Origin of the sequence: Streptomyces sp. NPDC017676 (assembly GCF_044329325.1) — a bacterium.
Taxonomy (GTDB): domain Bacteria; phylum Actinomycetota; class Actinomycetes; order Streptomycetales; family Streptomycetaceae; genus Streptomyces.
Window position 1 is genome coordinate 1 of the sequence record NZ_JBIRJA010000023.1, and the last position, 20,861, is coordinate 20,861.

The 20,861-nt window shown below is 72.4% G+C and carries 19 protein-coding genes; 5 read left to right on the forward strand and 14 right to left on the reverse strand.

Annotation, left to right across the window (positions count from 1 at the left end):
* Positions 1-341: 341 nt before the first annotated feature.
* Complete coding sequence (locus ACH4LD_RS36965; protein ID WP_398058706.1) at positions 342-3,293, reverse strand: AfsR/SARP family transcriptional regulator; 2,952 nt, start codon at positions 3,291-3,293, stop codon at positions 342-344.
* Positions 3,294-5,001: 1,708 nt separating this feature from the next.
* Between ACH4LD_RS36965 and ACH4LD_RS36970 the strand changes: the two genes are divergently transcribed.
* From ACH4LD_RS36970 to ACH4LD_RS36980, 3 genes are all read left to right on the forward strand, one after another.
* Positions 5,002-6,252, forward strand: a complete 1,251-nt coding sequence (locus ACH4LD_RS36970; protein WP_398058705.1) for a cytochrome P450 — start codon at positions 5,002-5,004, stop codon at positions 6,250-6,252.
* Positions 6,253-6,321: 69 nt separating this feature from the next.
* A complete protein-coding gene (locus ACH4LD_RS36975) occupies positions 6,322-6,639 on the forward strand; it encodes a MoaF-related domain-containing protein (protein ID WP_398058704.1) in 318 nt (105 codons plus the stop codon).
* 59 nt (positions 6,640-6,698) lie between these two features.
* A complete protein-coding gene (locus ACH4LD_RS36980; RefSeq protein ID WP_398058703.1) occupies positions 6,699-7,334 on the forward strand; it encodes a TetR family transcriptional regulator in 636 nt (211 codons plus the stop codon).
* 66 nt (positions 7,335-7,400) lie between these two features.
* Here ACH4LD_RS36980 and ACH4LD_RS36985 read toward each other — a convergent pair whose 3' ends face one another.
* Together ACH4LD_RS36985 and hpnD are read right to left on the reverse strand one after the other, a co-directional pair.
* Positions 7,401-8,258, reverse strand: a complete 858-nt coding sequence (locus ACH4LD_RS36985; RefSeq protein ID WP_398058702.1) for a GNAT family N-acetyltransferase — start codon at positions 8,256-8,258, stop codon at positions 7,401-7,403.
* A 239-nt stretch (positions 8,259-8,497) separates the two neighbouring features.
* On the reverse strand, positions 8,498-9,334 hold the full coding sequence (gene hpnD, locus ACH4LD_RS36990; protein WP_398058701.1) for a presqualene diphosphate synthase HpnD: 837 nt from the start codon (positions 9,332-9,334) through the stop codon (positions 8,498-8,500).
* A gap of 409 nt (positions 9,335-9,743) precedes the next feature.
* Between hpnD and ACH4LD_RS36995 the strand changes: the two genes are divergently transcribed.
* On the forward strand, positions 9,744-11,231 hold the full coding sequence (locus tag ACH4LD_RS36995; protein ID WP_398058700.1) for a long-chain fatty acid--CoA ligase: 1,488 nt from the start codon (positions 9,744-9,746) through the stop codon (positions 11,229-11,231).
* A 118-nt stretch (positions 11,232-11,349) separates the two neighbouring features.
* Here the strand turns inward: ACH4LD_RS36995 and ACH4LD_RS37000 are convergent, their stop codons facing one another.
* The 11 genes from ACH4LD_RS37000 to ACH4LD_RS37050 all read right to left on the reverse strand — a co-directional run bounded on the left by ACH4LD_RS37000 (position 11,350) and on the right by ACH4LD_RS37050 (position 19,755).
* Positions 11,350-12,072: a dienelactone hydrolase family protein gene (locus ACH4LD_RS37000; RefSeq protein WP_398058699.1), complete on the reverse strand. Its 723-nt coding sequence runs from the start codon at positions 12,070-12,072 to the stop codon at positions 11,350-11,352.
* Positions 12,073-12,506: 434 nt separating this feature from the next.
* A complete protein-coding gene (locus ACH4LD_RS37005) occupies positions 12,507-13,628 on the reverse strand; it encodes a HoxN/HupN/NixA family nickel/cobalt transporter (RefSeq protein WP_398058698.1) in 1,122 nt (373 codons plus the stop codon).
* Positions 13,615-14,004: a hypothetical protein gene (locus tag ACH4LD_RS37010; RefSeq protein ID WP_132791888.1), complete on the reverse strand. Its 390-nt coding sequence runs from the start codon at positions 14,002-14,004 to the stop codon at positions 13,615-13,617. Before ACH4LD_RS37010 ends, ACH4LD_RS37005 begins: the two co-directional genes overlap by 14 nt.
* 4 nt (positions 14,005-14,008) lie before the next feature.
* On the reverse strand, positions 14,009-14,926 hold the full coding sequence (locus ACH4LD_RS37015) for an MIP/aquaporin family protein (RefSeq protein ID WP_398058697.1): 918 nt from the start codon (positions 14,924-14,926) through the stop codon (positions 14,009-14,011).
* The gene (nthA, locus tag ACH4LD_RS37020) at positions 14,923-15,603 is read right to left on the reverse strand and encodes a nitrile hydratase subunit alpha (RefSeq protein WP_398058696.1); all 681 of its coding nucleotides are present in this window, start codon (positions 15,601-15,603) and stop codon (positions 14,923-14,925) included. The genes ACH4LD_RS37015 and nthA overlap by 4 nt, the downstream gene beginning before the upstream one ends.
* 4 nt (positions 15,604-15,607) lie before the next feature.
* A complete protein-coding gene (locus ACH4LD_RS37025; RefSeq protein ID WP_398058695.1) occupies positions 15,608-15,916 on the reverse strand; it encodes an SH3-like domain-containing protein in 309 nt (102 codons plus the stop codon).
* Complete coding sequence (locus ACH4LD_RS37030; protein ID WP_132791899.1) at positions 15,913-16,248, reverse strand: SH3-like domain-containing protein; 336 nt, start codon at positions 16,246-16,248, stop codon at positions 15,913-15,915. Before ACH4LD_RS37030 ends, ACH4LD_RS37025 begins: the two co-directional genes overlap by 4 nt.
* A gap of 243 nt (positions 16,249-16,491) precedes the next feature.
* The gene (locus ACH4LD_RS37035) at positions 16,492-16,752 is read right to left on the reverse strand and encodes a type B 50S ribosomal protein L31 (protein ID WP_132787683.1); all 261 of its coding nucleotides are present in this window, start codon (positions 16,750-16,752) and stop codon (positions 16,492-16,494) included.
* 94 nt (positions 16,753-16,846) lie between these two features.
* Complete coding sequence (gene rpmG / locus ACH4LD_RS37040; RefSeq protein WP_014669330.1) at positions 16,847-17,011, reverse strand: 50S ribosomal protein L33; 165 nt, start codon at positions 17,009-17,011, stop codon at positions 16,847-16,849.
* A 153-nt stretch (positions 17,012-17,164) separates the two neighbouring features.
* Positions 17,165-17,965 (reverse strand): phosphotransferase, encoded by an 801-nt coding sequence (locus ACH4LD_RS37045; RefSeq protein WP_398058694.1) that lies wholly within the window; start codon positions 17,963-17,965, stop codon positions 17,165-17,167.
* A gap of 293 nt (positions 17,966-18,258) precedes the next feature.
* On the reverse strand, positions 18,259-19,755 hold the full coding sequence (locus ACH4LD_RS37050; protein WP_398058693.1) for an FAD-dependent monooxygenase: 1,497 nt from the start codon (positions 19,753-19,755) through the stop codon (positions 18,259-18,261).
* 251 nt (positions 19,756-20,006) lie between these two features.
* Here ACH4LD_RS37050 and ACH4LD_RS37055 point away from each other — a divergent pair, with 251 nt between their 5' ends.
* Positions 20,007-20,726, forward strand: coding sequence for a hypothetical protein (locus ACH4LD_RS37055; protein ID WP_398058692.1), 720 nt, complete (start codon positions 20,007-20,009; stop codon positions 20,724-20,726).
* Positions 20,727-20,861 lie beyond the last annotated feature (135 nt).

The following is a 20,861-nucleotide window of genomic DNA, read 5'->3' on the forward strand; positions in this document are numbered from 1 at the left end:
GTGCCGTGGTCCTCGTAGTACAGCTCGATGTCGGTGGTGTTCTCCTGGCCGACGGTGATGTAGGGCATGGTGGTGGCCTTTCGGTGTGGGGCGGTGCGGGGAAACCGCACCGCCGGGCGGCACACCCACCGTCCCCCGACAGCGAGCACGGCCGAATCTGTCTAACGACTTATCTCTTGGTCCCCGACCCGGATCGCGCCCCGCGCAGCAGGCCGGAGCGCATGGTCCGCCCCTCGCGGTGCTCCGGGTTCTCCCCGCCGACGAGGACGTACTTCGGCCCGTCGAGGCGTCACCGGGGTCGTCGGCGGCGGGCCTGACACGGCCCGGGAACCCCCGGGTGGTCAAATGACCGATGCCGCTCCCCGCCGCTCCTTCACCGTGTCCAGCAGCGCCAGTTTCTCCCTGGCCTGGGCCGCCAGCGGCAGTTCTGGATCATCCATGCTCCTGAGAGCGTCGGTCCAGGCCCGCCGGGCTCCCGCCGCGTCCCGGGCGTCCAGCCGCACGTCGCCGAGCGCCATCAGTTCCTCCGCCACGTTCACCCGGCTGCCGGCCAGCCGCATCAGTTCGATGCCGCGTTCGTAGTACGAGGCCGACTGGCCGTAGTCGCGTCGGTGGCGGAACACCTGCCCCATGACCGTCAGGGTCAGTCCCTCCCCGTTGAGGTCACGCAAGTCGCGGAACATCGCGACAGCGGCGCTCGCGAGCCGCAGGGCCTCCTCCGGATCACCGAGTTTCACACGCGATATGGCGGCGCCCGCGAGAGTGGCGGCCCTGAGGTGGCGCGGCCCGGGTCCGCTCAGCAGTTCCAAGGCCGCTTCCAGGTGACGCAGGGCCCGGACGTGATCCTCCTGGGAGTTGTACACGACGCCGATGTTCCTCAGGACGTGTGCCAGGTCGGTGGTGGAGCGCAGCTGTTCGAAGTGGCGACGCGCCTGTTCCAGGTGGCGCAGCGCGCCGGACAGGTCACCGAGGTAGTGCAGGGCGCCGGCCAGGCCGTGGTGGGTCCGCGCCATGCCCTCGACGTCGTCGGCCTTGCCCGCTGCCGCCAGGGCGGCCCGCATGGTGGCGGCCCAGTCGTGCCACCATCCCATGCGCTGCTGGCACATCTGCAGGGTCACGGCGAGTTCCCACGCCACCCGGCTGTCGCCGTGCGCGGCCGCTGATTCCACCACGGAACGCAGTACCGCCCGTTCCCGCGTGTACCAGGCGGTCGCCGCGGCCGTGTCCGCCAGCGGCTCCGGTGTCACGGACGGCAGGGGCGACGCGGGAGCGGCCTGCTGGGGTCCGGGCCGCAGCAGCAGGTTCGCGGCGTGCGCGGTCTGGCGGTAATGGTCGTACATGCGGGACCGGACGGCCGGCCGGTCCGTCCCGTACTGGACGGCCAGTTCGGCGGCGTACGCGAGGATCAGGTCGTGGGCCCGGTAACGGTTGTGTCCGCGCACGGTCAGCAGTCTGGCCCGTACCAGTTCGCCCACGGCCTGGGATGCTTCGCGCGGTGTGATGCCGGCCATGCCGGCGAGGGCGGCGGGGGTGACGTCGGGTCCGGGGTGCAGGGGGAGGAGCCGGAAGAGGTGTGCGGCCTGGGGGCCGAGCGTGCGGTAGGACCAGGAGAAGACGCCGCGCACGTCGTTGTCCAGGTTGTCGTCGCTGAAGCCGTCCAGGTTGTGGTCGGTGGTGGACAGTTCGAGGCCGATGTCGTGGAGGGTGCGCTCGGGGTGGGCGGCGGCTCGGGCGGCGACGATGGCGACGGCGAGGGGCAGGCGGCCGCAGCGTTCCACGAGGCGGTGGACCTCGTCGGCGCCGGCGTGCGGGCGGCTGGCGCGGACGCGTTCGAGGAAGGTGGCGGTCGCTTCGGAGGGGGAGGGCACGTCGAGGGTGAGCAGGTGTGCTCCGTGGGCGGCGGCCAGCGCGGTCAGGCGGCTGCGGCTGGTGACGACGACCATGCAGTTGCCGGTGCCGGGGAGCAGGGGTCTGATCTGGGCGAGGTCGCGTGCGTTGTCGAGGACGACGAGGACGCGCCGGTCGGCCAGGACGCTGCGGTAGAGCGCCGAGCGGGTGTCGGGTGGGGCGGGGATGCGCTGGGGGGCGACGCCGAGGGCGTCGAGGAAGCCCTGGAGGACGTCGGAGGGGTCGGCGGGACTGCCGTCGGGGGCGAAACCGCGCAGGTCGGCGTAGAGCTGTCCGTCGGGGAAGTCGGAGGCGACCTGATGGGCGAAATGCACGGCCAGAGCGGTCTTGCCGATGCCGGGGATGCCGTCGACGGCCAGCACCCGCAAGGCACCCCCTCCCCGCGCCGCCAGGGCTCGGGCCTGCGCGAGCGCGTCCTGCCGTCCCGTGAATCCGGGCAGGTCGGGAGGCAACTGGGCCGGCCGCGCCGTCCTCGGCGAAGGGGCCGCGTACGGCTCGGAACCGGCCGGAACGGGTGGGCCGTAGGCCGCGGCTCCCTCGTCCGCCGCCGCTGCTGCTGCTGCCGCCGCCTCCGCCTCCGCGGACGCGTCGCCGTCGAAGCGCTGCCGCAGGATCCGTTCGTGGGCGGCCCGCAGCTCGGCGCCGGGGTCCACACACAGTTCCTCCGTCAACCGCAGCCGGATGTCCTCGTACATCGCCAGGGCCTCGGCCCGCTTGCCGTCCGCGGCGAGCGCCGGCAACAGCCGCGCCAGCAGCGCCTCGTCCAGCGGATTGCGCTCCGCGGCCTGCCGCAGCGGCAACAGCACCGCCTCGGCACGACCGCGGCGCAGTGCCGTGTCCGCCGCCTCGCACACCACCGACACGTATTCGTGCTCCAGCATGACGAAGACGGGGTGGCTGCTGCTGACCGGTTCCAGATCCGCCGCGCACCGCCCCTGCCACAGGCCCAGAGCGGCGGTGAACAGGCCCAGGGAGCCCGCCGGATCGCCCGCCGCGTCCGCCTGCCGCGCCCGGTCGACCAGGGCCCGGAAGTTCAGCAGGTCGAGGCAGTCGGCGTCGACGCGCAGGAGGTACCCGCCCGCCTGCCGGGCGAGCCACCGCCCGGGCGACCTGGCGGGCAGGTCCGGTTCCAGGAGCCGGCGCAGGGCCCCGACGTACCGGTGCACCGCGTTGGACGCACTCGACGGCGGATCACCGTCCCACAGCAGGTCGATGAACTCGTGCATCGAGACGGGCCGACCGGCACGCGCCAGGAGCACGGCGAGGATGAGCCGCTGCTGCTTCGGGCCGAGCAGCAGCTCGCCGCCGCCCCGCCAGACGCGTACCGGTCCCAGGACGGAGAACTGGATGGCGTGATCGCCTGACTCGCGCGACAACCCTGTCATCGTGGATCTCTCCTTGCCGCCGACCCCGCTCTCCGGCCACCGCTTCCCCCACCGTTCAGCGGCGCCGGCCGGTCATGGCCGGCTCGTGTCTACTGTGTGCTGCTCATACGTGTCGTTCGCCGAGACGTCGTTCGGATCGTCAGCGGAGCGGGCTGTTCGGTTGCAGGAATGCGCTGAGCTTCCGCCTCCGCCGGCCGTCGGTGGCGGCCGGCCGCTCCGCCCGTTCCGACCGGCCGCTGCGCCGGTTCCGGTTACGGCCGACCGCTGACAGCCGAGGGGGCATCGGCCGCGAGCACCTACGCAGGCACCTACGCGAGCCGGAGGACGACGCGGCGGGTTCCTGGGCCGGCCGTCGCCCCGCCCCCGTACCCGTACCGGCCGGCAAGGAGGCCCGGGTACCGGCGGAAGGCGCACAGCCAGGCCATGAGGGCTGCGGGGACCGGTTCGGCGGATCCGAGCGCGGATCCAGGTCCGGGGGCTTCGTTCCGGGGCCCGGCCGGGTCGTCGCGGACGGCAGGAGAAGTCCCGGCGCCCCTCCGTAAGGCGGAGCACGACCCTTGTCCTGTCCGCAGGGCACGAGACGGCCCGCCGCGCAGGGCACGAGACGGTCGTCGGAACGCGGCGCCCGTTTCGGCCGGCTCTACGGTATCGGTGGGGACGGACTCGGTCATGGACCTCTCCACGTCGTCACGGAGGAGCCCCACCGCCGTGTGGCCGGCACCGACGGCTTCGGGAGACATGTCGACGGTTCCGGCCGTCCGCGGGATCTCCCGGCGGCCGGATCGGTGCGGGTTTCGTGCGGGTGGGCTCGGCTGGACCGCTTGATCACGGCACTCCCCCCAAGCCCGTCGATGCACGCCAAGTGTGCGGCGCTCACTTCAATATGGTCGGTCATTTTCATTCTGTCAAACCGGTCTCACCTTCCGCTTCGGCTCGAATCGCCCAGAACGGACAGGGTGGTCACCCGCCCCTGGCGGGGCGCGGGGTGCGCAGGGTGCTGTGGGGTCTTCGAGGTGCGCGACAAGGCCGTAACGCTGCCCGATCGGGCGGAGCGGTCCTCGGGATGCCGAGCGTCCGCACCAAGAGCGGCGAGACTGCGCACGCACCGGATCCGTGGGGGGTCCGTGCACGGCCCGACGGTGGCGTTGCCGCCGAGGCCGATCCGCCTCCTGAAGCGCCGACGGCGTCTCACGGGGCGAGGGCCGCTGCCCAGGACGTCCGGCCGCCACGGCGGGGCGGCGGCCGGCAGGGGTGGCCGGGGCTCCGGCTGCCCCTGCCGCCGGGCAGGGGGTGACTGGGTGCCGTGGATGCCGTAGCGCCCGCCCCGGCGTCGTCGCCCGCGCGTTCACGGTGGACTTCGTGGACGCGCGTCCCGGCCCGCACCGGCTACGCCTGCCCGGTCCGCACCGGCCGAGCCTCACCCTCGCGGACAGCGGCGGCGTCGTCCTGTCCCGCGAGGGCTACTGGCTCCACCGCACAACCGCGGCCATGCGGAGGCTCGCCACGCCCGGACGGGTCGCGCTGTCCGCGACGGCCGGCGAGGCCCTGCGTCCCGGCCGTCCCGTGCCGCAGCGGATGCCTTCGACAGCCGTCCTGTGCGACAGCCGTCCTCTGCGGACGCGCTCCCGACAACCGCACCAGGCCGGGAATCGGTCCCACCGCGAAGGGTGCTCGGCGCCCCCGTCACCCCGTCTGCTTAGCTGTCGCAATGAGCAACCCCAACCCAACCTCCCCTTCGGAACCCGTCGTTGGTTCCGCTGAGCTGTTCCAGGACCCCTACGCGGTCTACGGCCGGTTGCGCGAGGAGGGACCGGTCCACCGGATCACCGGGACGGACGGCCTTCCCGCGTGGGTGGTCACCCGGTACGACGACGTCCGACAGGCGCTCGCCGATCCCCGGCTGTCCCTGGACAAGCGCAACGCGACCCCGGGCGGCTACCGGGGCATGGCCCTGCCGCCCGCGCTGGACGCCAACCTCCTCAACATGGACCCGCCGGACCACACACGTATCCGGCGCATGGTGTCCAAGGTGTTCACCCCCCGGCACGTCGAAGGGCTCCGGGTGCCGATCCGGCGCACCGCGGACCGGCTGCTCGACTCCCTGTCGGGACAGGACGTGGCCGACCTGATCCCGTCCTACGCCGCCCCGCTGCCGATCATCGTCATCTGCGACCTCCTCGGCGTGCCCCAGGAGCGGCGCCCCGACTTCCGTGCCTGGACCGACGCCCTGGTCGCGCCCGACCCGGCGCGGCCGGAACGGGCCAGGGAGGCCGTCGGCCGGCTGCTGTCCTTCTTCACCCGGCTGATCGCCGACAAGCGTGCCCGTCCGGCCGACGACCTGCTGTCCGCCCTGATCGCCGTACGCGACGAGGAGGACCGGCTCAGCGAGGACGAGCTGATGTCGCTGGCCTTCCTGATCCTCGTCGCGGGGTACGAGAACACGGTCCACCTGATCGGCAACGCGGTCGCGGCACTGCTCGCCCACCCGGACCAGCTGGCGGCGCTGCGGGCCGATGCCGGTCTGCTGGACCGGGCGGTCGAGGAACTGGCGCGCTACGACGGTCCGGTACCCCTGGCGATCCGCCGTTTCCCCACCGAGGACATCGTCATCGGTGGGGTCACGGTCCCGGCCGGCGAGACGGTCCTGCTGTCGCTGGCCGCCGCGCACCGCGACCCCCGCCGCTTCACCGACCCCGACCGGCTGGACCTCGGCCGTGACGCCACCGGGCACCTGGCGCTGGGGCACGGCATCCACTACTGCCTCGGCGCTCCGCTGGCCCGGATGGAGACGGGCATCGCGCTCACCGCTCTCTTCGACCGCTTCCCCGGCCTCTCGCTCGCCGTCCCCCCGCAGGACCTGCGCCGGCGCCCGTCCATGCGCTCGCGTGGCCTGCTCGCGCTCCCGGTCCGCACGGCGGACCGACCGGGCCGCACCGACCGCCGCGCGTCGGTCGGATGACCGATGCCCGCGTGGCGGGAAGGAGGAAGGGTTGGCCGTATCGACGCGAACGTTGCTGAAAGGCGCGACATGTCACACCGGCGGAACGGCCGACGCCACTTCGTGGACCTCGGCGTCCTCACCTTCGAGATGCGCTACGGCGCCGATTCGACGATGCACCTCACCGTCGTCGACGGAGGGGGCGTACTGCCCGACGGGCACACCGAAACCGTGACCACCACGGTGGCCGAGGTCCGCCCCCACGTCTACCTCACATCCTGGCGGGAGCGACGCGGTACCAGGGTCCTCCACCTGGAGGACTTCGAACGCGGGCGGGTGCACTCGCGTATCGCGCTGCCCGGCGGCGAACCGCACGCCCGCCTCGGGACCCTCACACGACTGCGCTGAGCCGGCGGGCAAGGGGCCGGCGACGGCGACGGGAACGACCGCGACGGTAGGCTCGGCCCATGGCCGCACCCGACACCGACCCGCCCGCGCCGCCCCGCCGCACGCGCAACCCGGAGCTGCACCGACGGGCCATTCTGGAGGCCGCCTCACAGGCCTTCGCCGAGCGCGGCTACCACCGGGCCACCCTGCGGGACATCGCCCGTCGTGCCGGCGTCACCCATGGCTCGGTGCTGCGTCATTTCGGCAGCAAGGAGAGCCTGTTCCTGGCGGCTGTCCCGGGCACCCGGGACATCGACGCCCTGGCCGAGGACACCCGGGAACCCCTCGCGGCCCGTATCGCCCGCGGCTACGTACACCGCATGGAGAGCACCGACGGCAACGACACGTTCGTGGCGCTGCTGCGCAGCGCCGCCGCCGACACCGGCAGCGCCGCCGCCCTGTACGTGGCGATGCAGGAACGCACCGACGAGGTGTACCGCCGGCTCCTGGACGAGCACGACCTGCGGCACCGGCTGCCGTTCGTCGCCGCCCTGCTCGTCGGCGTCACGTTCAGCCGGTACGTCGTACGCGCCGGAGCCCTGGCGGAGATGAGCGCGGACGAACTGACCGCGGACCTCACCGCCTCCCTCGAAGCCCTGCTCCACGGGAACTCCGGCACCGCGGACGCGCCCGTCGGGCGGGGCCTGGGACGGTGACGGCCGGCGGAAGCCACCGTGGCGGACCCGGACGCGTGCGCCCGACCGCTCGAAGCCGCCTGGACGTCACGGGGCCGGGGCGGCCTGGGCGTGCCAGACCCAGGTGACCCGCTCGTACAGCCGCTCGAAACCGGCGCGCAGCATGTTGTGCAGGGACGTGTTGTGGTCGCCGGGGCCCTCCGCGCCGGTCTCGGCGACGAGCCATCGGCAGCCTGCCTCCCGGGCGGCCCGCGCGCGTACGGTGAGCAGTGCCGACTGGGCGCCGCGACGGCGTCCTTCCGGCAGGGTGGCGGCGCCGAACATGTCGGCGCAGTCACCGTTCAGGAAGACGCTCGCGACCGCGATGATCCGCTCGTCCTCCCAGACGGCGTACTGCCGCCAGCCGGGCCTGCCGACGCACGACGCGGCCATGTCGATCAGGGCGGCCGGCTCGGTGACACCGAAGGTGGTCATCATGACCGTGGCCCACTCGTGCGCCTGCTCGGGCCGGACCGGGCCGACGCGCAGACCGGGTTCGAGCGCCGCGACGCCGTCGGTCGCGGCCAGCGCGCTCTCCGTGTCGCAGCCCAGCTTGACGTAACGATTCCCCTCGGTGAGGCCGAGCTGTGCGGCGGTCGCGGCCCAGTCCGGCGGCAACAACGCCGGGGCGATCATCAACGAGCCCTGGGCGATGCCCTGTTCACGGTAGAAGTCGCACACCTCCGCGACGGCGTCCGCCGTGACCGGCTGCTCCGCACCGAACCCGCCGGCCCGGTCGAAGAAGCGGCTGGGGTTCTCCCGGACCGCCACCGCGAGCACCGGGCCGAACCGCCGGGAGCCGATGCCCAGCGCGTTGCGCAGGGACGGCGGCGCGCCGGTCACGAAGTCCGCGTAGGCCTCGATCTCGGTCCGCTCGCCAAGGTCGACCGGCACGGTGGTTCTCATTCCTGGTTCTCCTTCTCCTGGTCGTGCGGTCGTGCGGTCGTGCACGGACCCCAGCACGGCGGCGGCGAACACGTCCGCCTCCTCGACATGCCCGAAGTGGCCGCTCTCCCGCGGCTCGCACAGGCGGGTGTCCGGCCGGCTGCGCGCGGCGAACAACTCCTGCGCCGGCTCCGGCGTCCCGCGTGCGCCGGGGTGGGACGGCGAGTCGGCGGCCGGTCACACATCGCCGGAGGCCGGCGTCAGCGCACACGGCCCAGCAGGGCCGCGAGCGCAAGGTGTGACTTCTCCCTCGTGCTCAGGGAGACCCGGCCGGCCAGCACGGCCGCGGGCTCGCTCTCGATGGTGTCGAGCAGTCCCCGGTAGATGCTCGCCATCGCGCCGACGCACGCCCGGCTGCGACGGTCGAGCAACGGTAGCAGCCTGAAGCCCTCCTCGAACAACGCGCGCGCCCTGCCCGCCTCGAACCTGACGAGGTCGTCGAACTCCGCGCCGGCGGGGACGGAGCCTGTCGTGAAATCGGCGTCGGCGCAGGCGAAGCGTTCGACGTCCTCGGCGGGCAGATAGCGTCTGCCCATGGCGGCGTCCTCGCGGACGTCCCGGAGAATGTTGGTGATCTGCAACGCCAGTCCCAGGGTGTCGGCGTACTCCCGTCCCTGGTCGGGGTCCGCGCAGCCGAAGACCCCGAGGGACAGCCTCCCGATGGAGCCGGCGACACACCGGCAGTAGGAGAGGAGATCGGCGAAGGTCTTGTAATCCCTCTGCTCGACGTCCATCGTGACGCCGGCGATCAACTCGTGGAACGCCTCCAGGGGGATCGGGAAACGCCGGGCCGCGTCCGCGAGCGCCAGGCGGACCGGGTCCGCCGCGTCCTCCGGGTCGGCGTGCCCCGACATCAGCCCGTCCACCATCGAGCCGACGCGCCCGAGCAGTTCCGTCTTGCGCCGTGTCTCCAGGTCACCGTCGCCTATGTCGTCCACCCGGCGCGCCAACGCGTAGATCGCCGACATGGCACGCCGCTTGGGGCCCGGCAGCAGCCGGACACCGTAACTGAAGTTCTTCGCCTCGTTGCGCGTCACTTCCTCGCAATGCCGGTATGCCGCCCGCACATCGTCCGTCCGGGCACCGGAGTGGTCATGGAACACGGCCACACTGATCAACTCTTCCGCTCAAGGAGAGGCCCGAACGCTCACCACCGGAGCCGCCGGACGCGGTACGCCAGCGTAGGGCAGTCGCACAGGGCGCCGAACCGGGAGTGTCCAGGGGGGAAGCAAGTCGTCCCGATCGGCCCGCCGTTGCGGGACGTGTGAAGCCGTCCCGCGCGACAGAGCACATACGTGTGCACCGCTGGACAGCAAGGCACGTGTCGGCGACCGACTGCTATGTTGCTCCGCGTACATGTGTGGCGGCCGTACGGCCGCGCCGTGCCTCGCCGAACTCGCGCGCACGGACGGGGGGTTGCCACGGGGCCGTTGAGCAGGAGGACATATGCCGAACATCGCGGAGAACCTGTCGGCGACGGCGCGGCTCCACCCCGATCAACCCGCACTCCGGTTCGGTGACACCGTGATGACGTACGCGGAACTGGACACCGCTGCCTCCGGCATCGCGGGGACGCTCCGGGCGGAAGGGCTGGCGGACGGTGACCGGGTGTGCGTGATGCTGCCCAACGTCCCGGCGTTCGTGGCGCTCTACTACGGCGTCCTGCGCGCCGGCGGAGTCGTCGTACCGATGAACCCGCTGCTCAAGGAGCGGGAGATCCGGCACTGCCTGACCGACTCGGGTGCGGCCCGCCTGTTCGTGTACGAGGACGTCGCACCGGAGGCGACGGCGGCCGCCGCCGGGGCGGGTGTGCCGGTGACCGCGGTCGGTGCGGTGCTGCCGCCGGCCGGCGAACAGGGGCCGCTCGCCGAGCCGTCACCCCGGGACGACGGCGACCTCGCCGCGCTCCTGTACACCTCCGGGACGACCGGAACGCCGAAGGGCGCCGCGCTCACCCACGGCAACCTGGGCCGCAACGCTGAGATCCTGGCCGACCACGTCGTCCGGATCACCGACCGGGACGTCATGATGGCGTGCCTGCCGCTCTTCCACGCCTTCGGCCAGACCGGCAGCATGAACTCCGCGATCCGCCGGGGTGCCTGCCTGGTGCTCGTACCCCGCTTCGACGCGACCCGGGTCCTGTCCATGCTGGGCGAGTTCGGGGTGACCGTCTTCGTCGCCGTGCCCACGATGTACAACGCGCTGCTGCACGAGCCCCCGGTCACCACCGGTCCCGAGGCGGGTGCCCTGAGAGTGTGTGTCTCGGGCGGAGCCCCCCTGCCGGCCGAGGTGCTGTACGGATTCGAGAAGCGCTTCGGCTGCGCGGTGGGGGAGGGCTACGGTCTGTCCGAGACCTCACCGGTGACCACCTTCAACCACCTCGACCGACCCCGCAGGGCCGGCTCGATCGGCACCCCGATCCAAGGGGTCGAGGTGCGTCTGGTCGACGGGGCCGGACACGACGTGCCGGCCGGCGAGGTCGGTGAGATCGCCATCCGGGGCCACAACGTCATGGCCGGGTACTGGAACCGGCCCGAGGACACGGCCGAGGCGATCCCGGACGGGTGGTTCCGCAGCGGCGACCTGGCCCGACAGGACGACGACGGCTACTTCTTCATCGTCGACCGGAAGAAGGACATGATCATCCGGGGTGGGTACAACGTCTACCCACGGGAGGTGGAGGACGTGCTGTACGAACACCCCGACGTCCTGGAAGCGGCCGTGCTCGGTGTCCCGCACGCGTCCCTCGGCGAGGAGGTCGCCGCGGCCGTCGTCCTCCTGCCGGACGCCCGGGCCACGGAGGAGGAGCTGCGCGCCTTCGTGAAGGCGCGTGTCGCCCCGTACAAGTACCCCCGGGAGATCCGGTTCCTCCCCTCCCTGCCGAAGGGATCCACCGGCAAGATCCTGAAGCGGGAGATCCGCCTCCCTCGATGACCCGTACGGCCCACCGCAGTGGTGGCCGAGCGCCGTCATCGGGGAGGGCGGGGCCTCCGCGATGACGGCGCCCTGGCCGGCACCGCCTACCGTGCGCCGCCCGCGGGACGGCCCGGCCTCACTTCAGGTGCCGGTCCAGGAACCGGCACCCGTCCTCCAGCTCGAACCACGGGGTGCCGGTGTGCCCGCCGAGGTTGGCGTGCAGCGTCTTCTCCTTGCTGCCGAAGGCGTCGAACAGGTCCAGGGCCCGTTGCCGGGGGTTCCCTTCGTCGTCCCACTGGAGCAGGAACAGCAGCGGGATGGTGACCTGCCGGGCCTCCTCGCGCTGGGCACGGGGCACGTACCCCCCGGCGAAGAAGCCCGCGGCCGCGATGCGTGGCTCGGCCACCGCCAGCCGGATACCGAGGGCGGTCCAGCCCCCGGAGTACCCGACCGGGCCGCTGATCCCGGGCAGTTCGAGGAGGGCGTCCAGAGTGGTCCGCCATTCCGGGACCGCGTTATCCACGAGCGGGCCGATGAAGGACTCCAGGATCTCGTCGACCGGCTCCCCGGCCCGCGTCGCCCGCCGGAGTTCGGCACGGGCCTGCTCGTCGGCGGCGGAACGGGGACGGTCACCGCACCCGGCGGCGTCGATGGTGGCCACCGCGTAGCCGCGCGCCGCGGTGTACCGGGCCCGGGCCACGAGCCGGGGGTCCGCCTTGGGCAGGCCGTTGTTGTGGGCCATCAGGACCAGCGGGGCCGGTGCGGAGCCGGGCGTCCACAGGGTGCCGGGGATCTCGCCGAGGGTGAATTCGCGTTCTATGACGCCGTCGTCGAGGCGCTGTTCGGAAGTGAAGTGCACGGTCGTGCCTTTCGGGAGTGCGCGTGAACGGCGCTCCCGGACGACCTATCGCCCGACCGTGACCCCGGAGGGGAGCACCCATGTCGATACGTTCACGGGTACCACCTCCTCGTTCTCTCGCACGGCCTCCGGGAGACTAGCAACGGTCGCCGTGGTCCGCCAACGGGTTTCGGCGCGGGCGGGCAGCACGTCCACCGGCAACGACGGGGCGGACTCCATGCGGCAGCCGACCGTGTCCGGGAGGATGCCGCGACCGTGGTTCAGGGGCGGGCATCGGGCCGGGGACCCAGCCGGGCCCAGGGCAACCCGCGGGATGTCGCACCGCGGGCGGCCGACCGGCATCCGGGGACACGCCGGTCGGCCACTCCGCCCGCCGGTCCACGACGGGGCGCGCCCGGACCGGCCCCACGAGCGTGGCAGCGGCCGGCGCCGGCTCACAAGACCGACGCGGCCGGCCTGCCCTCATGGTCCGCGTCCGGTGACCTGTCAGGCAACCCGGGGCCGCCGCGGGGCCGGCCGGCGGCTTTCCAGTAGAGGAAGGAACTGATCCAGGCCGCGAGGAAGAGACCGCCGATCAGGTAGCCGACACCGTTGAGGTCGATGCCGGCCGGCCAGGGCACGGTCCGCTCCACCGCGGGCACCCTGCTGCGCAGCAACGTCATCAGGTTCACGGCTCCGACCAGCAGCGCCGCCGCGGCCGACAGGCCGGTGGTGGTGAGGTTGTAGTGGATGCGCCGCAGCGGATGGACGAAGGCCCACCGGTACGCGGCGGACATGAAGGCCCCGTCGAGGGTGTCGAAGAGACTCATGCCGCACGTGAAGAGCAGCGGCAGGAGCATCAACGCGTACCACGGGACGCCCGAGGTGGCACCGGCACCCGACAGGACGAGCAGGGACACCTCGGTGGCGGTGTCGAAGCCGAGCCCGAAGAGCAGGCCGAGCGGGAACATGTGCCACGGACGGGTCGTCGACGAGGTGAGACGGCGCAGCAGCCGGGAGAACAGCCCCCGCTCGTCGAGGACCCGCTCCAGCCGCTCCTCGTCGTACGCCCCTCGGCGCGCCGACCGGTACACGGCGGCGATGCGACGCAGCGCCAGCAGGTTGAACACGCCCACCAGGCACAGGAACACCCCGGAGACGGACGTACCGAGCACGGACAGGATGCGGTGGGCGGCGGACGAGTCGTCGGTCAGCCGGGTCGCCAGGCGGGCTCCGACAGCCGTCAGCAGACTCAGCACGACGACGACCGAGGAGTGTCCCAGGGCGAACCAGAAGCCCAGGTCGGCCGAGGGCCGCCCTTCGGCCAGGAACCGGCGGGTGGTGTTGTCGATCGCGGCGATGTGGTCGGCGTCGAAGGCGTGCCGGGCGCCGAGCACGTACGCCGTGACGCCCAGCCCGGTGCCGAAGACCTGCGTGCCCACCGAGAACCGGTGCGCGGACACCACACAGGCGAGCACCGCGAAGGCGCACACGGTCGTGACGGCGATGACCGAGACCAGGGCGACCGTGCTCCGGTGCTCCCTGACGAACCTGCCCATCACGTCAGCAAGGGGCATCGGAACTCCCGGGCCGCACCAGCACCGAGTAGGACACGCCGAGGCGCTCCGCGGGGAACCCCAGCGCCCGTACGGTGTTCAGCAGGGCGTCGGTCATGATGCTCTCCACCTGGGTGACGCGCGGGTCGAGGGGTGTGTACGCCGCCTCGTGCGGGGCCCAGCTGATCAGGAGGGACCCGGGCCCGTAGTGCTCCGGGCAGGCGCGGACCTCCACTCCTCCGGTCAGCGCCTCGGTCTGTACGCCGAATCCCGCGCGCAGCAGGGAGAAGATGAGGCCGGGCGCCGACGGGGTGCCGTCGAGGCCCAGCGCGGCGACGACGGACCGGGCCTGCCGGCGCAAGGCCTCGCTGTCCGCGCCGTTGATGGTGTGGGACATGGGATCACCGGGGGGAGGAGGGAAGACGGTGCCGCGGACGCGGCCGGAACTGGTGGTAGCGGTGGATGTCGCGCTCACAGCACACCTTGTTGGTCCAGGCCCTGCCCCGCCCGGACAGGGCCGGCGCCGCCGCGGCCACCAGGGCTCCGGCCAGGGGCGCCACCATGTAGGCCCAGAACAGGTGGTGGTCACCCGAGACGACGTGCGGTCCGAAGTTGCGCGCCGGATTGAAGCTCGCACCCGTCCGGGAACCGGTCGTGGTGATCAGCGCCCAGACGACGGCGCCGACCACCCACGGCGTCGACCGCGGCCGGGGCCTGGCCGTCATGACCGCCAGCACCCACAACAGGACGGCGGTGCTCAGCGACTCGCCGAGCACCACGACGACGGGATCGTCCCAGCCGGGACCGGGCTGGATCAGCCCGTCGTGGACCGCGGTGACCCGCTCGCCCCAGATCCCGCGGGCGGCGAGCACCCCGAGCACCGAACCGCCGAGCTGGAAGGCGCTGTACGCGACCAGATCGGTGATGCCCAGCACGCCCCGGAGGGCCATGAAGAGGCTGATCGCCGGGTTGAGATGGGCACCGGACTCCTTGCCCGGCGGGGTGAGGGCGAACGCCGCGACACTGCCGCCGACCGCGAGTCCCACCACGGCCAGGCGCGCGGTCAGCGGGCAGGAGGACAGGTATCGCCCGTCGGCCCGCATCGTGAAGGAGACCGCGGTGAGAGCGGCCAGGACCAGCCAGGCCGTGCCCAGCGCCTCCGCGAGGTACGACGAGACCGGACGGCCGAGCACCACCCACCGCGCGCCGGCGGCCTGGGTCTTCGGGCCCCGCGGCGGCTCGTGCGGTTCGCCGCCGGGCGCGGCGTGCGGAACCGGGGTGTCCGCCGCCGCGCCCGGCCCTGGCAGAGCCCCGGTCACGGCAGCCGGGGCGTGGTGACGCCGATCATGGTGTCCCGGGTGACGAGAGCGGCGAGTTCCTCCTCGCTCATGTCCTCCGTGCCGGCGGGACGCATCGGCAGCACCAGGTAGCGCATGTTCGCGTTGCTGTCGTGGACGCGGATGGTCACCTCGTCCGGCACCTCGGTGCCGAACTCCCGCAGCAGGGTCCGTGGTTCACGCACGGCACGGGCACGGTAGGGGCGGCTCTTGTACCAGTCCGGCGGCAGGCCCAGGACCGGGCGCGGGTAGCACGAGCAGAGTGTGCACACGACCAGGTTGTGCACGTCGGGCGTCTGCTCCAGCACGATCAGCTTGGTGCCGTCGTAGTTGTCGATGCCGAACTCCTCGATGGCGGCCGTGCCGTCGGCGAGGAGGCGTTCCTTGAAGGCCGGGTCGGTCCATGCCCGGGCGACCAGCGCCGAACCGAGCGCGGGCCGGTGCGCGTCGAGGGTCTCCACCATGGCGCGCACCTCGTCGGCGGAGATCAGGCCCTTGTCCACCAGCAGTTCGCGGATGGCCTGCTGCAGGACGTCGAAGTAGTCCGGTTCCCCGGCGGTGTTCTCGATGGGTGCGTGCGGGTCCGCGGCACCCGTGCCGCCGTGCGTGTGGTCGCCGTGGTCGACGATGCCGTGCGCGGGGTCGTGCGTGGTCGACACGAGGTCAGGCTCCTTGCATGGGGGAGTGGTCGACCGGCTCAAGCCAGTGCTCGTATATCTCCAGTTCGAGGACGTCGTCCGCCGGTCCGTCGTAGTCGGGCCAGAGGGCGGACTGCTCGATGCGCACCCGGTACAGGCGCACGTCGGTGCCCTCGTTGACGCCGTACGCCTCGCGCTCCGGATTGAGGAAGCGGGGCAGGACGCGCTCGATCCGGCCCTCCTTGCCGCGGACGTAGACCGGGGTTCGTACGTGGCCCGGGGCGTCGCGGTCGGCGATGCGCACCTTCTGGTCCTTGACGAAGCGAGTGCTCACGCGGCGGCCTCCGTCAGCCGCGCCCGGATCTCGTTCATCTTGGCGCCCAGTTCCTCCGAGGTGATGACGCCCTTCTCGATCAGCACCTTGGACGCCGAGACGGCCCACCTCTCGTAGTAGGTGAGTTCGCCGACGAGCTGCGCACCGAGGTCCTCCACCCCGCGGCGCTTCTCCTCCGTGTTGACGAGCTTGTGCTCGGCGAGGACGTTGAGCAGCGCGTGGCAGCTCTTCTCGAAGGGGGTCATCTCGTGGTCCGACTGGACGACCGGCCCGGCCGGCAGTCCGCCGAGGTCGTGCGCGGGGCGCACGACCATGTCGCGTTTGGTGGCCATTGCTCTCCTTGGACGCTCGCACGCGAGGGGGCCGGTACGGGACCCCGTTCACGTGTCCGTTACGAACACCTGGGAGGGAGCTTGCGGTGGCGGCCGGTCCGGGGCATCGGTCAATCGACTGACGGCGTCACGCGGCGTGGTGGGCGCTTCGGGCCGGCGGACGCGCGGGGTACGGGAACGGCCCGGCACCGCGGGTGCGGTGCCGGGCCGTGGAGGTGCGGCGTCAGTGGCGGTCGGGGGCGCTCAGTGGCGGTCGGCGGTGGTGCGGCCGTAGCGCCGCTGGAAGCGTTCCACCCGGCCGGCGGTGTCCACGACGCGCGAGGTGCCGGTGTAGAACGGGTGGCTCGCCGACGAGATCTCGACGTCGACGACCGGGTACGTGGTGCCGTCCTCCCACTCGACCGTGCGCTGGGACTCGATGGTGGAGCGGGTCAGCAGCTGGAAGCCTGCCGCGCGGTCGCGGAAGACGACGGGGCGGGAGACGGGGTGGATGCCGTTCCTCATGGGGTGTTCCTCCTCGGGGGAAGTGCGTTCTTCAGGAGGGCCGGAGTGCACGGGGGTCAGCGCTCCTCGCGGGGGTCAGTGCTCCCCGCGGGGGTCAGCGCTCCTCGCGGAACAGGACGTGCGCGCCGGCCACCGGGTCGTACTTGCGCAGGACGAGCCGGTCGGGGTCGTTCAGACGGTTCTTGCGGGTCACGTAGGTGACTCCGGTGCCGGCCGTCGACTTCAGCTTGACGACCGGGCGTGTGGTGCTGCGTGCCATGAGGGACTCCTTCCGCCGACCGCCCGAGCCCGTTGACTCGAACATGTCAGACAGTTCTCTCAACACCACCACCCCGCGATGCATTCCCGGGACCGGGGACGAACGGTGGCACCGAGAACGCCCTGTGGGTTCGTCCTCGCACGTCCGGTCCGGTCAGCTCAGCAGGGCGGCCGTGAACGTCTCGCGGTGGTCCACCAGCCATGTCCGCACACGGTCCCAGCGTTCCCATCCGCCGCGCTCGGCCAGCGCCCGGAGACAGCCGGGGTCGCCGTCGGCCACGCGGCGGGCGACGAAGGCCCGGCAGACCTCCGTGGCCTGCTCGATGACGCCGGGCAGCTCGGCGCGGTCGTCCGCCGAGAGGCCGTAGCCGTCGGCAAGGATCCGCAGCCGTGCGGGCGCGTCCAGCCCGCCGGGATGCAGGGCGGCCGCGGATGCGGGATCGAGCATGGGCACCCAGTAGCGGGCGGTCATGGCGATGTCCCAGAGGGGACGGCCCGGGGCCGCCAGGTCGAAATCGATCAGGGCGGCGGCACGGCCGGCGCGGAAGACGACGTTCTCCGGGCACACGTCGTTGTGGCACAGCATCGTTCCCCCCTCCGGGTCGGCCAGGTCCCGGGGCCACTCGGCACGGGTGTCGACCTCGACGGCCGCGCTGGTCTCGTGCAGGCGCCGCAGCAGGCTCCCCACCGATTCGAGGGCACTCTCCGTCATCGCCCAGTCCGGGAACGGCGGCAGAGGCACGTCGCCGGGGACGAAGGTCAACTGCTCGCGGCCGTCCGGGGTGCCCCCGACGGAGACCGGCGCCGCGTCGAAGCCGTGGTCCCTCAGCGCGAGGAGATGGGCGTGCAGGGCGCGTGCGTTGCGCGGTGCCGGGCGCTCCACCAGCTCCCCCCGCTGGAAGACCGCCCCCGCGTTCATCATCCCGCCGACCAGCGCCTCGTCCTCAGCCGTCATGAGGAGCACGCTATCGCCGGACCGGGCCCGCGCGGGCGGGGCCGCGGACCCGGCACGGACGAGCGCCCGGCGCTCACACGCGAGGACCCGGATGCGGCCGGGAACCCGGGCACGGCGTCCTCGTGTCCAGCAGGCCGTGCCTGGTGGGTGACACGGCCCGGGTGACCCGGGGAAATCCCAGCCTTTCCACCCGGTCGTCTCAGCTCCGGCGCGCGACACCTCGACGTGCGAGCTCACCGGTACCGAGGCCGGACCGCCCGCTCCCGGGCCGGCCCGGCGGCACGCCCCGGCGCTCAGAACCGCGCGGGCAGGCTGTCCAGGGCCTTGACCGTCTCAGCGGCGAAGCCGGCCGTGGCGGCGGGCTGTCCGGTCGCCCACCACACGTGACCGTCGGGCCGCAGCAGTGCCGCGGTCACGCCGGCCCAGTGGTCCCCGCCGGTGGTGGAGAGCCGGCTGCGGTGGACGGCGACGCCGGCCGTCGCCGCCCGTTCGGCCACCTCCGTGGGGACCGGGGTGTCACCCATGGCCAGCAGCACCGGACGGCCGTCGTGCAGCAGCGGGAGGACGCCCTCGCCCTCGGGGTCGTAGGCCCGGACCCCGGTGAGGGGATGGGCGTCCGCGTCGGCCGGCGGATAGGCCGTGTCGAGTCCCGAGAGCTTGCCGGCCAGCATCCTGGAGAAGTGCGGCTCGTCGGCGATCGCGTCGCTCAGCAGGGACCGCAGCGCGGTGACGTCCGGGGTGAGACCCGTGATCAGCGCGCTCTGCGCCAGCGTGTGCTCAGCGAGCTCCTCGCCCACCGCGTGCCGTTCCGAGTGGTAGGTGTCGAGCAGCTCCGAGTCGGCCCTGCCCTGTGCGACGGCGGCCAGTTTCCAGCCGAGGTTCATGGCGTCCTGGAGCCCCACGTTGAGACCGACCCCGCCCGCGGGGAAGTGGCTGTGCGCGGCGTCCCCGGCCAGCAGCACCCGGCCGGCGCGGTAGGACGCGGCCAGGCGCGTCGCGTTGCCGAACCGGGTCAGCCAGGACGGGTCGCGCATGCCGAAGTCGGTGCCGGCGATGCGCCGCGCGGCGTCCCGGAGTTCGTCCAGCGTGAGCGGATCGCGGTGCTGGTTGAGCGGATCGTACCCGGTGACGCGGTACCTGCCGTGCGGCAGCGGCACGACCAGGAGGCGACCGGCCGCGTTCAGGGCCTGGAACCCGGCCGGCGGCGGACTGTCCAGCACGACCTCGCCGAGGTACCCGTACGCGGAGGTCCCGGTCCCGGGGAAGTCGACGCCCGCTTCCCGGCGCACGGTGCTGCGGGTGCCGTCGGCGCCGACGACGTACTCGGCGGTCACCGCGTAGGTGCCCGCGGGGCCCCGGACCCGGAGGGTGACGGCCGCGTCGTCCTGGGTCAGGGAGACCACCTCGTGGCCCCGCCGGACCTCCGCGCCCGACTCGACCGCGTACCGCTCCAGCAGTTCCTCGGTGGCCGACTGCGGGAAGGCCAGCATGAAGGGGAAGGGCGTGGGCAGTTCCCGGAAGTCCAGGCGGTTGTCCAGCATGCCGAAGTGCCACATCGGCATGGGCCGGCCGCCCGCCAGTATCTCCTCGTGGCGTCCGCGCATGGCCAGTACCTCGATCGTGCGGGGATGCACGCCCAGGGCCTTGGAGTGCGGGCTGCGGTGCTCCCCCTGCTCCAGGACGAGGGGGCGTACGCCCGCGAGGGCCAGTTCATGAGCGGTCCACAGGCCGACGGGGCCGCCGCCGACGATGACCACCTGGTGACGCGTGGGCTCCCTGTCTTCGGACATGCCGTCTCAACTCCTGACGCTTGGACGCGCCGCCGGGTCGTAAATGACCAGACGGTCATTGAGAGGATACGACTCTTCCGCTGTAATGACCAGTTGGTCATTTGAGCCGCCGGGCCGTCCGCACGCATCGCTAAGTCATGTGTCGGATGCCGACGCCGAAGGCCCCCCGCACAGTGGGGAGGGCGACAAGAACCCCGGGCAAGGGCCCGGACAAGAGCCCCCGGACCACAAGAACCACCTGGAGTACGAACATGAGTGATCTCGTCGAACTTGCCATCGAGGCGCACGGAGGGCTGGAGCGGTTCCGCCGCTTCTCCTCGCTGACCGCCAAGCTGCACCAGGGCGGTGTCCTGTGGGGCCTCAAGGGCAAGCCGACGGTCCTGGAGGACTGCCATGTGCGGGTCGACCTCACACGTGAGCGGGTGTCCCACTGGCCGTTCGCGCCGACCCGGAACCACTCCGTCTTCACGCCGGACCGGGTCACGATCGAGACCCCGGACGGTGAGGTGGTCGAGGAACTCGACGAGCCGCGCAAGTCGTTCGCGGGCTATGAGATGGAGACGCCCTGGAGCGACGCGCAGGTGGCGTACTTCAGCGGGTACACGATGTGGACCTACCTCACGTCGCCCTTCCTCCTCAAGCAGCCGGGCGTGACGGCCGAGGAGATCGAGCCGTGGCAGGAGAACGGTGAGGAGTGGCGGCGCCTGCGCGTCGTCTTCCCGGACACCATGGCGACGCACAGCAAGGTCCAGACGTACTACTTCAACGTGAGCGGACTTCTCGTCCGCCACGATTACGAAGTGGACATCCAGGGCAGCAACCCCGCGGCCCGCTACCTCATCGATCCGGTGCAGGTCCAGGGAATCACGCTGCCGTCCAAGCTGCGGATCTACCCGCGTCAGCCGGACAACACTCCGGCGCCGGAGCCGCTGATCGTCTCCGTCGACCTGTCCGACTACCGCTTCGAGTGAGCACCGGTCCGGCAGGCCGGCAACACTCCTTACCAGGCCGTCGACCCGCCCTGCCGGGGTGGCCCGGTCCCGGCCGTGGCCGGGACCGGAACCCCCGGCGGGTTCCGCCGGGATGCGGGATCGCCGGGTGTGATA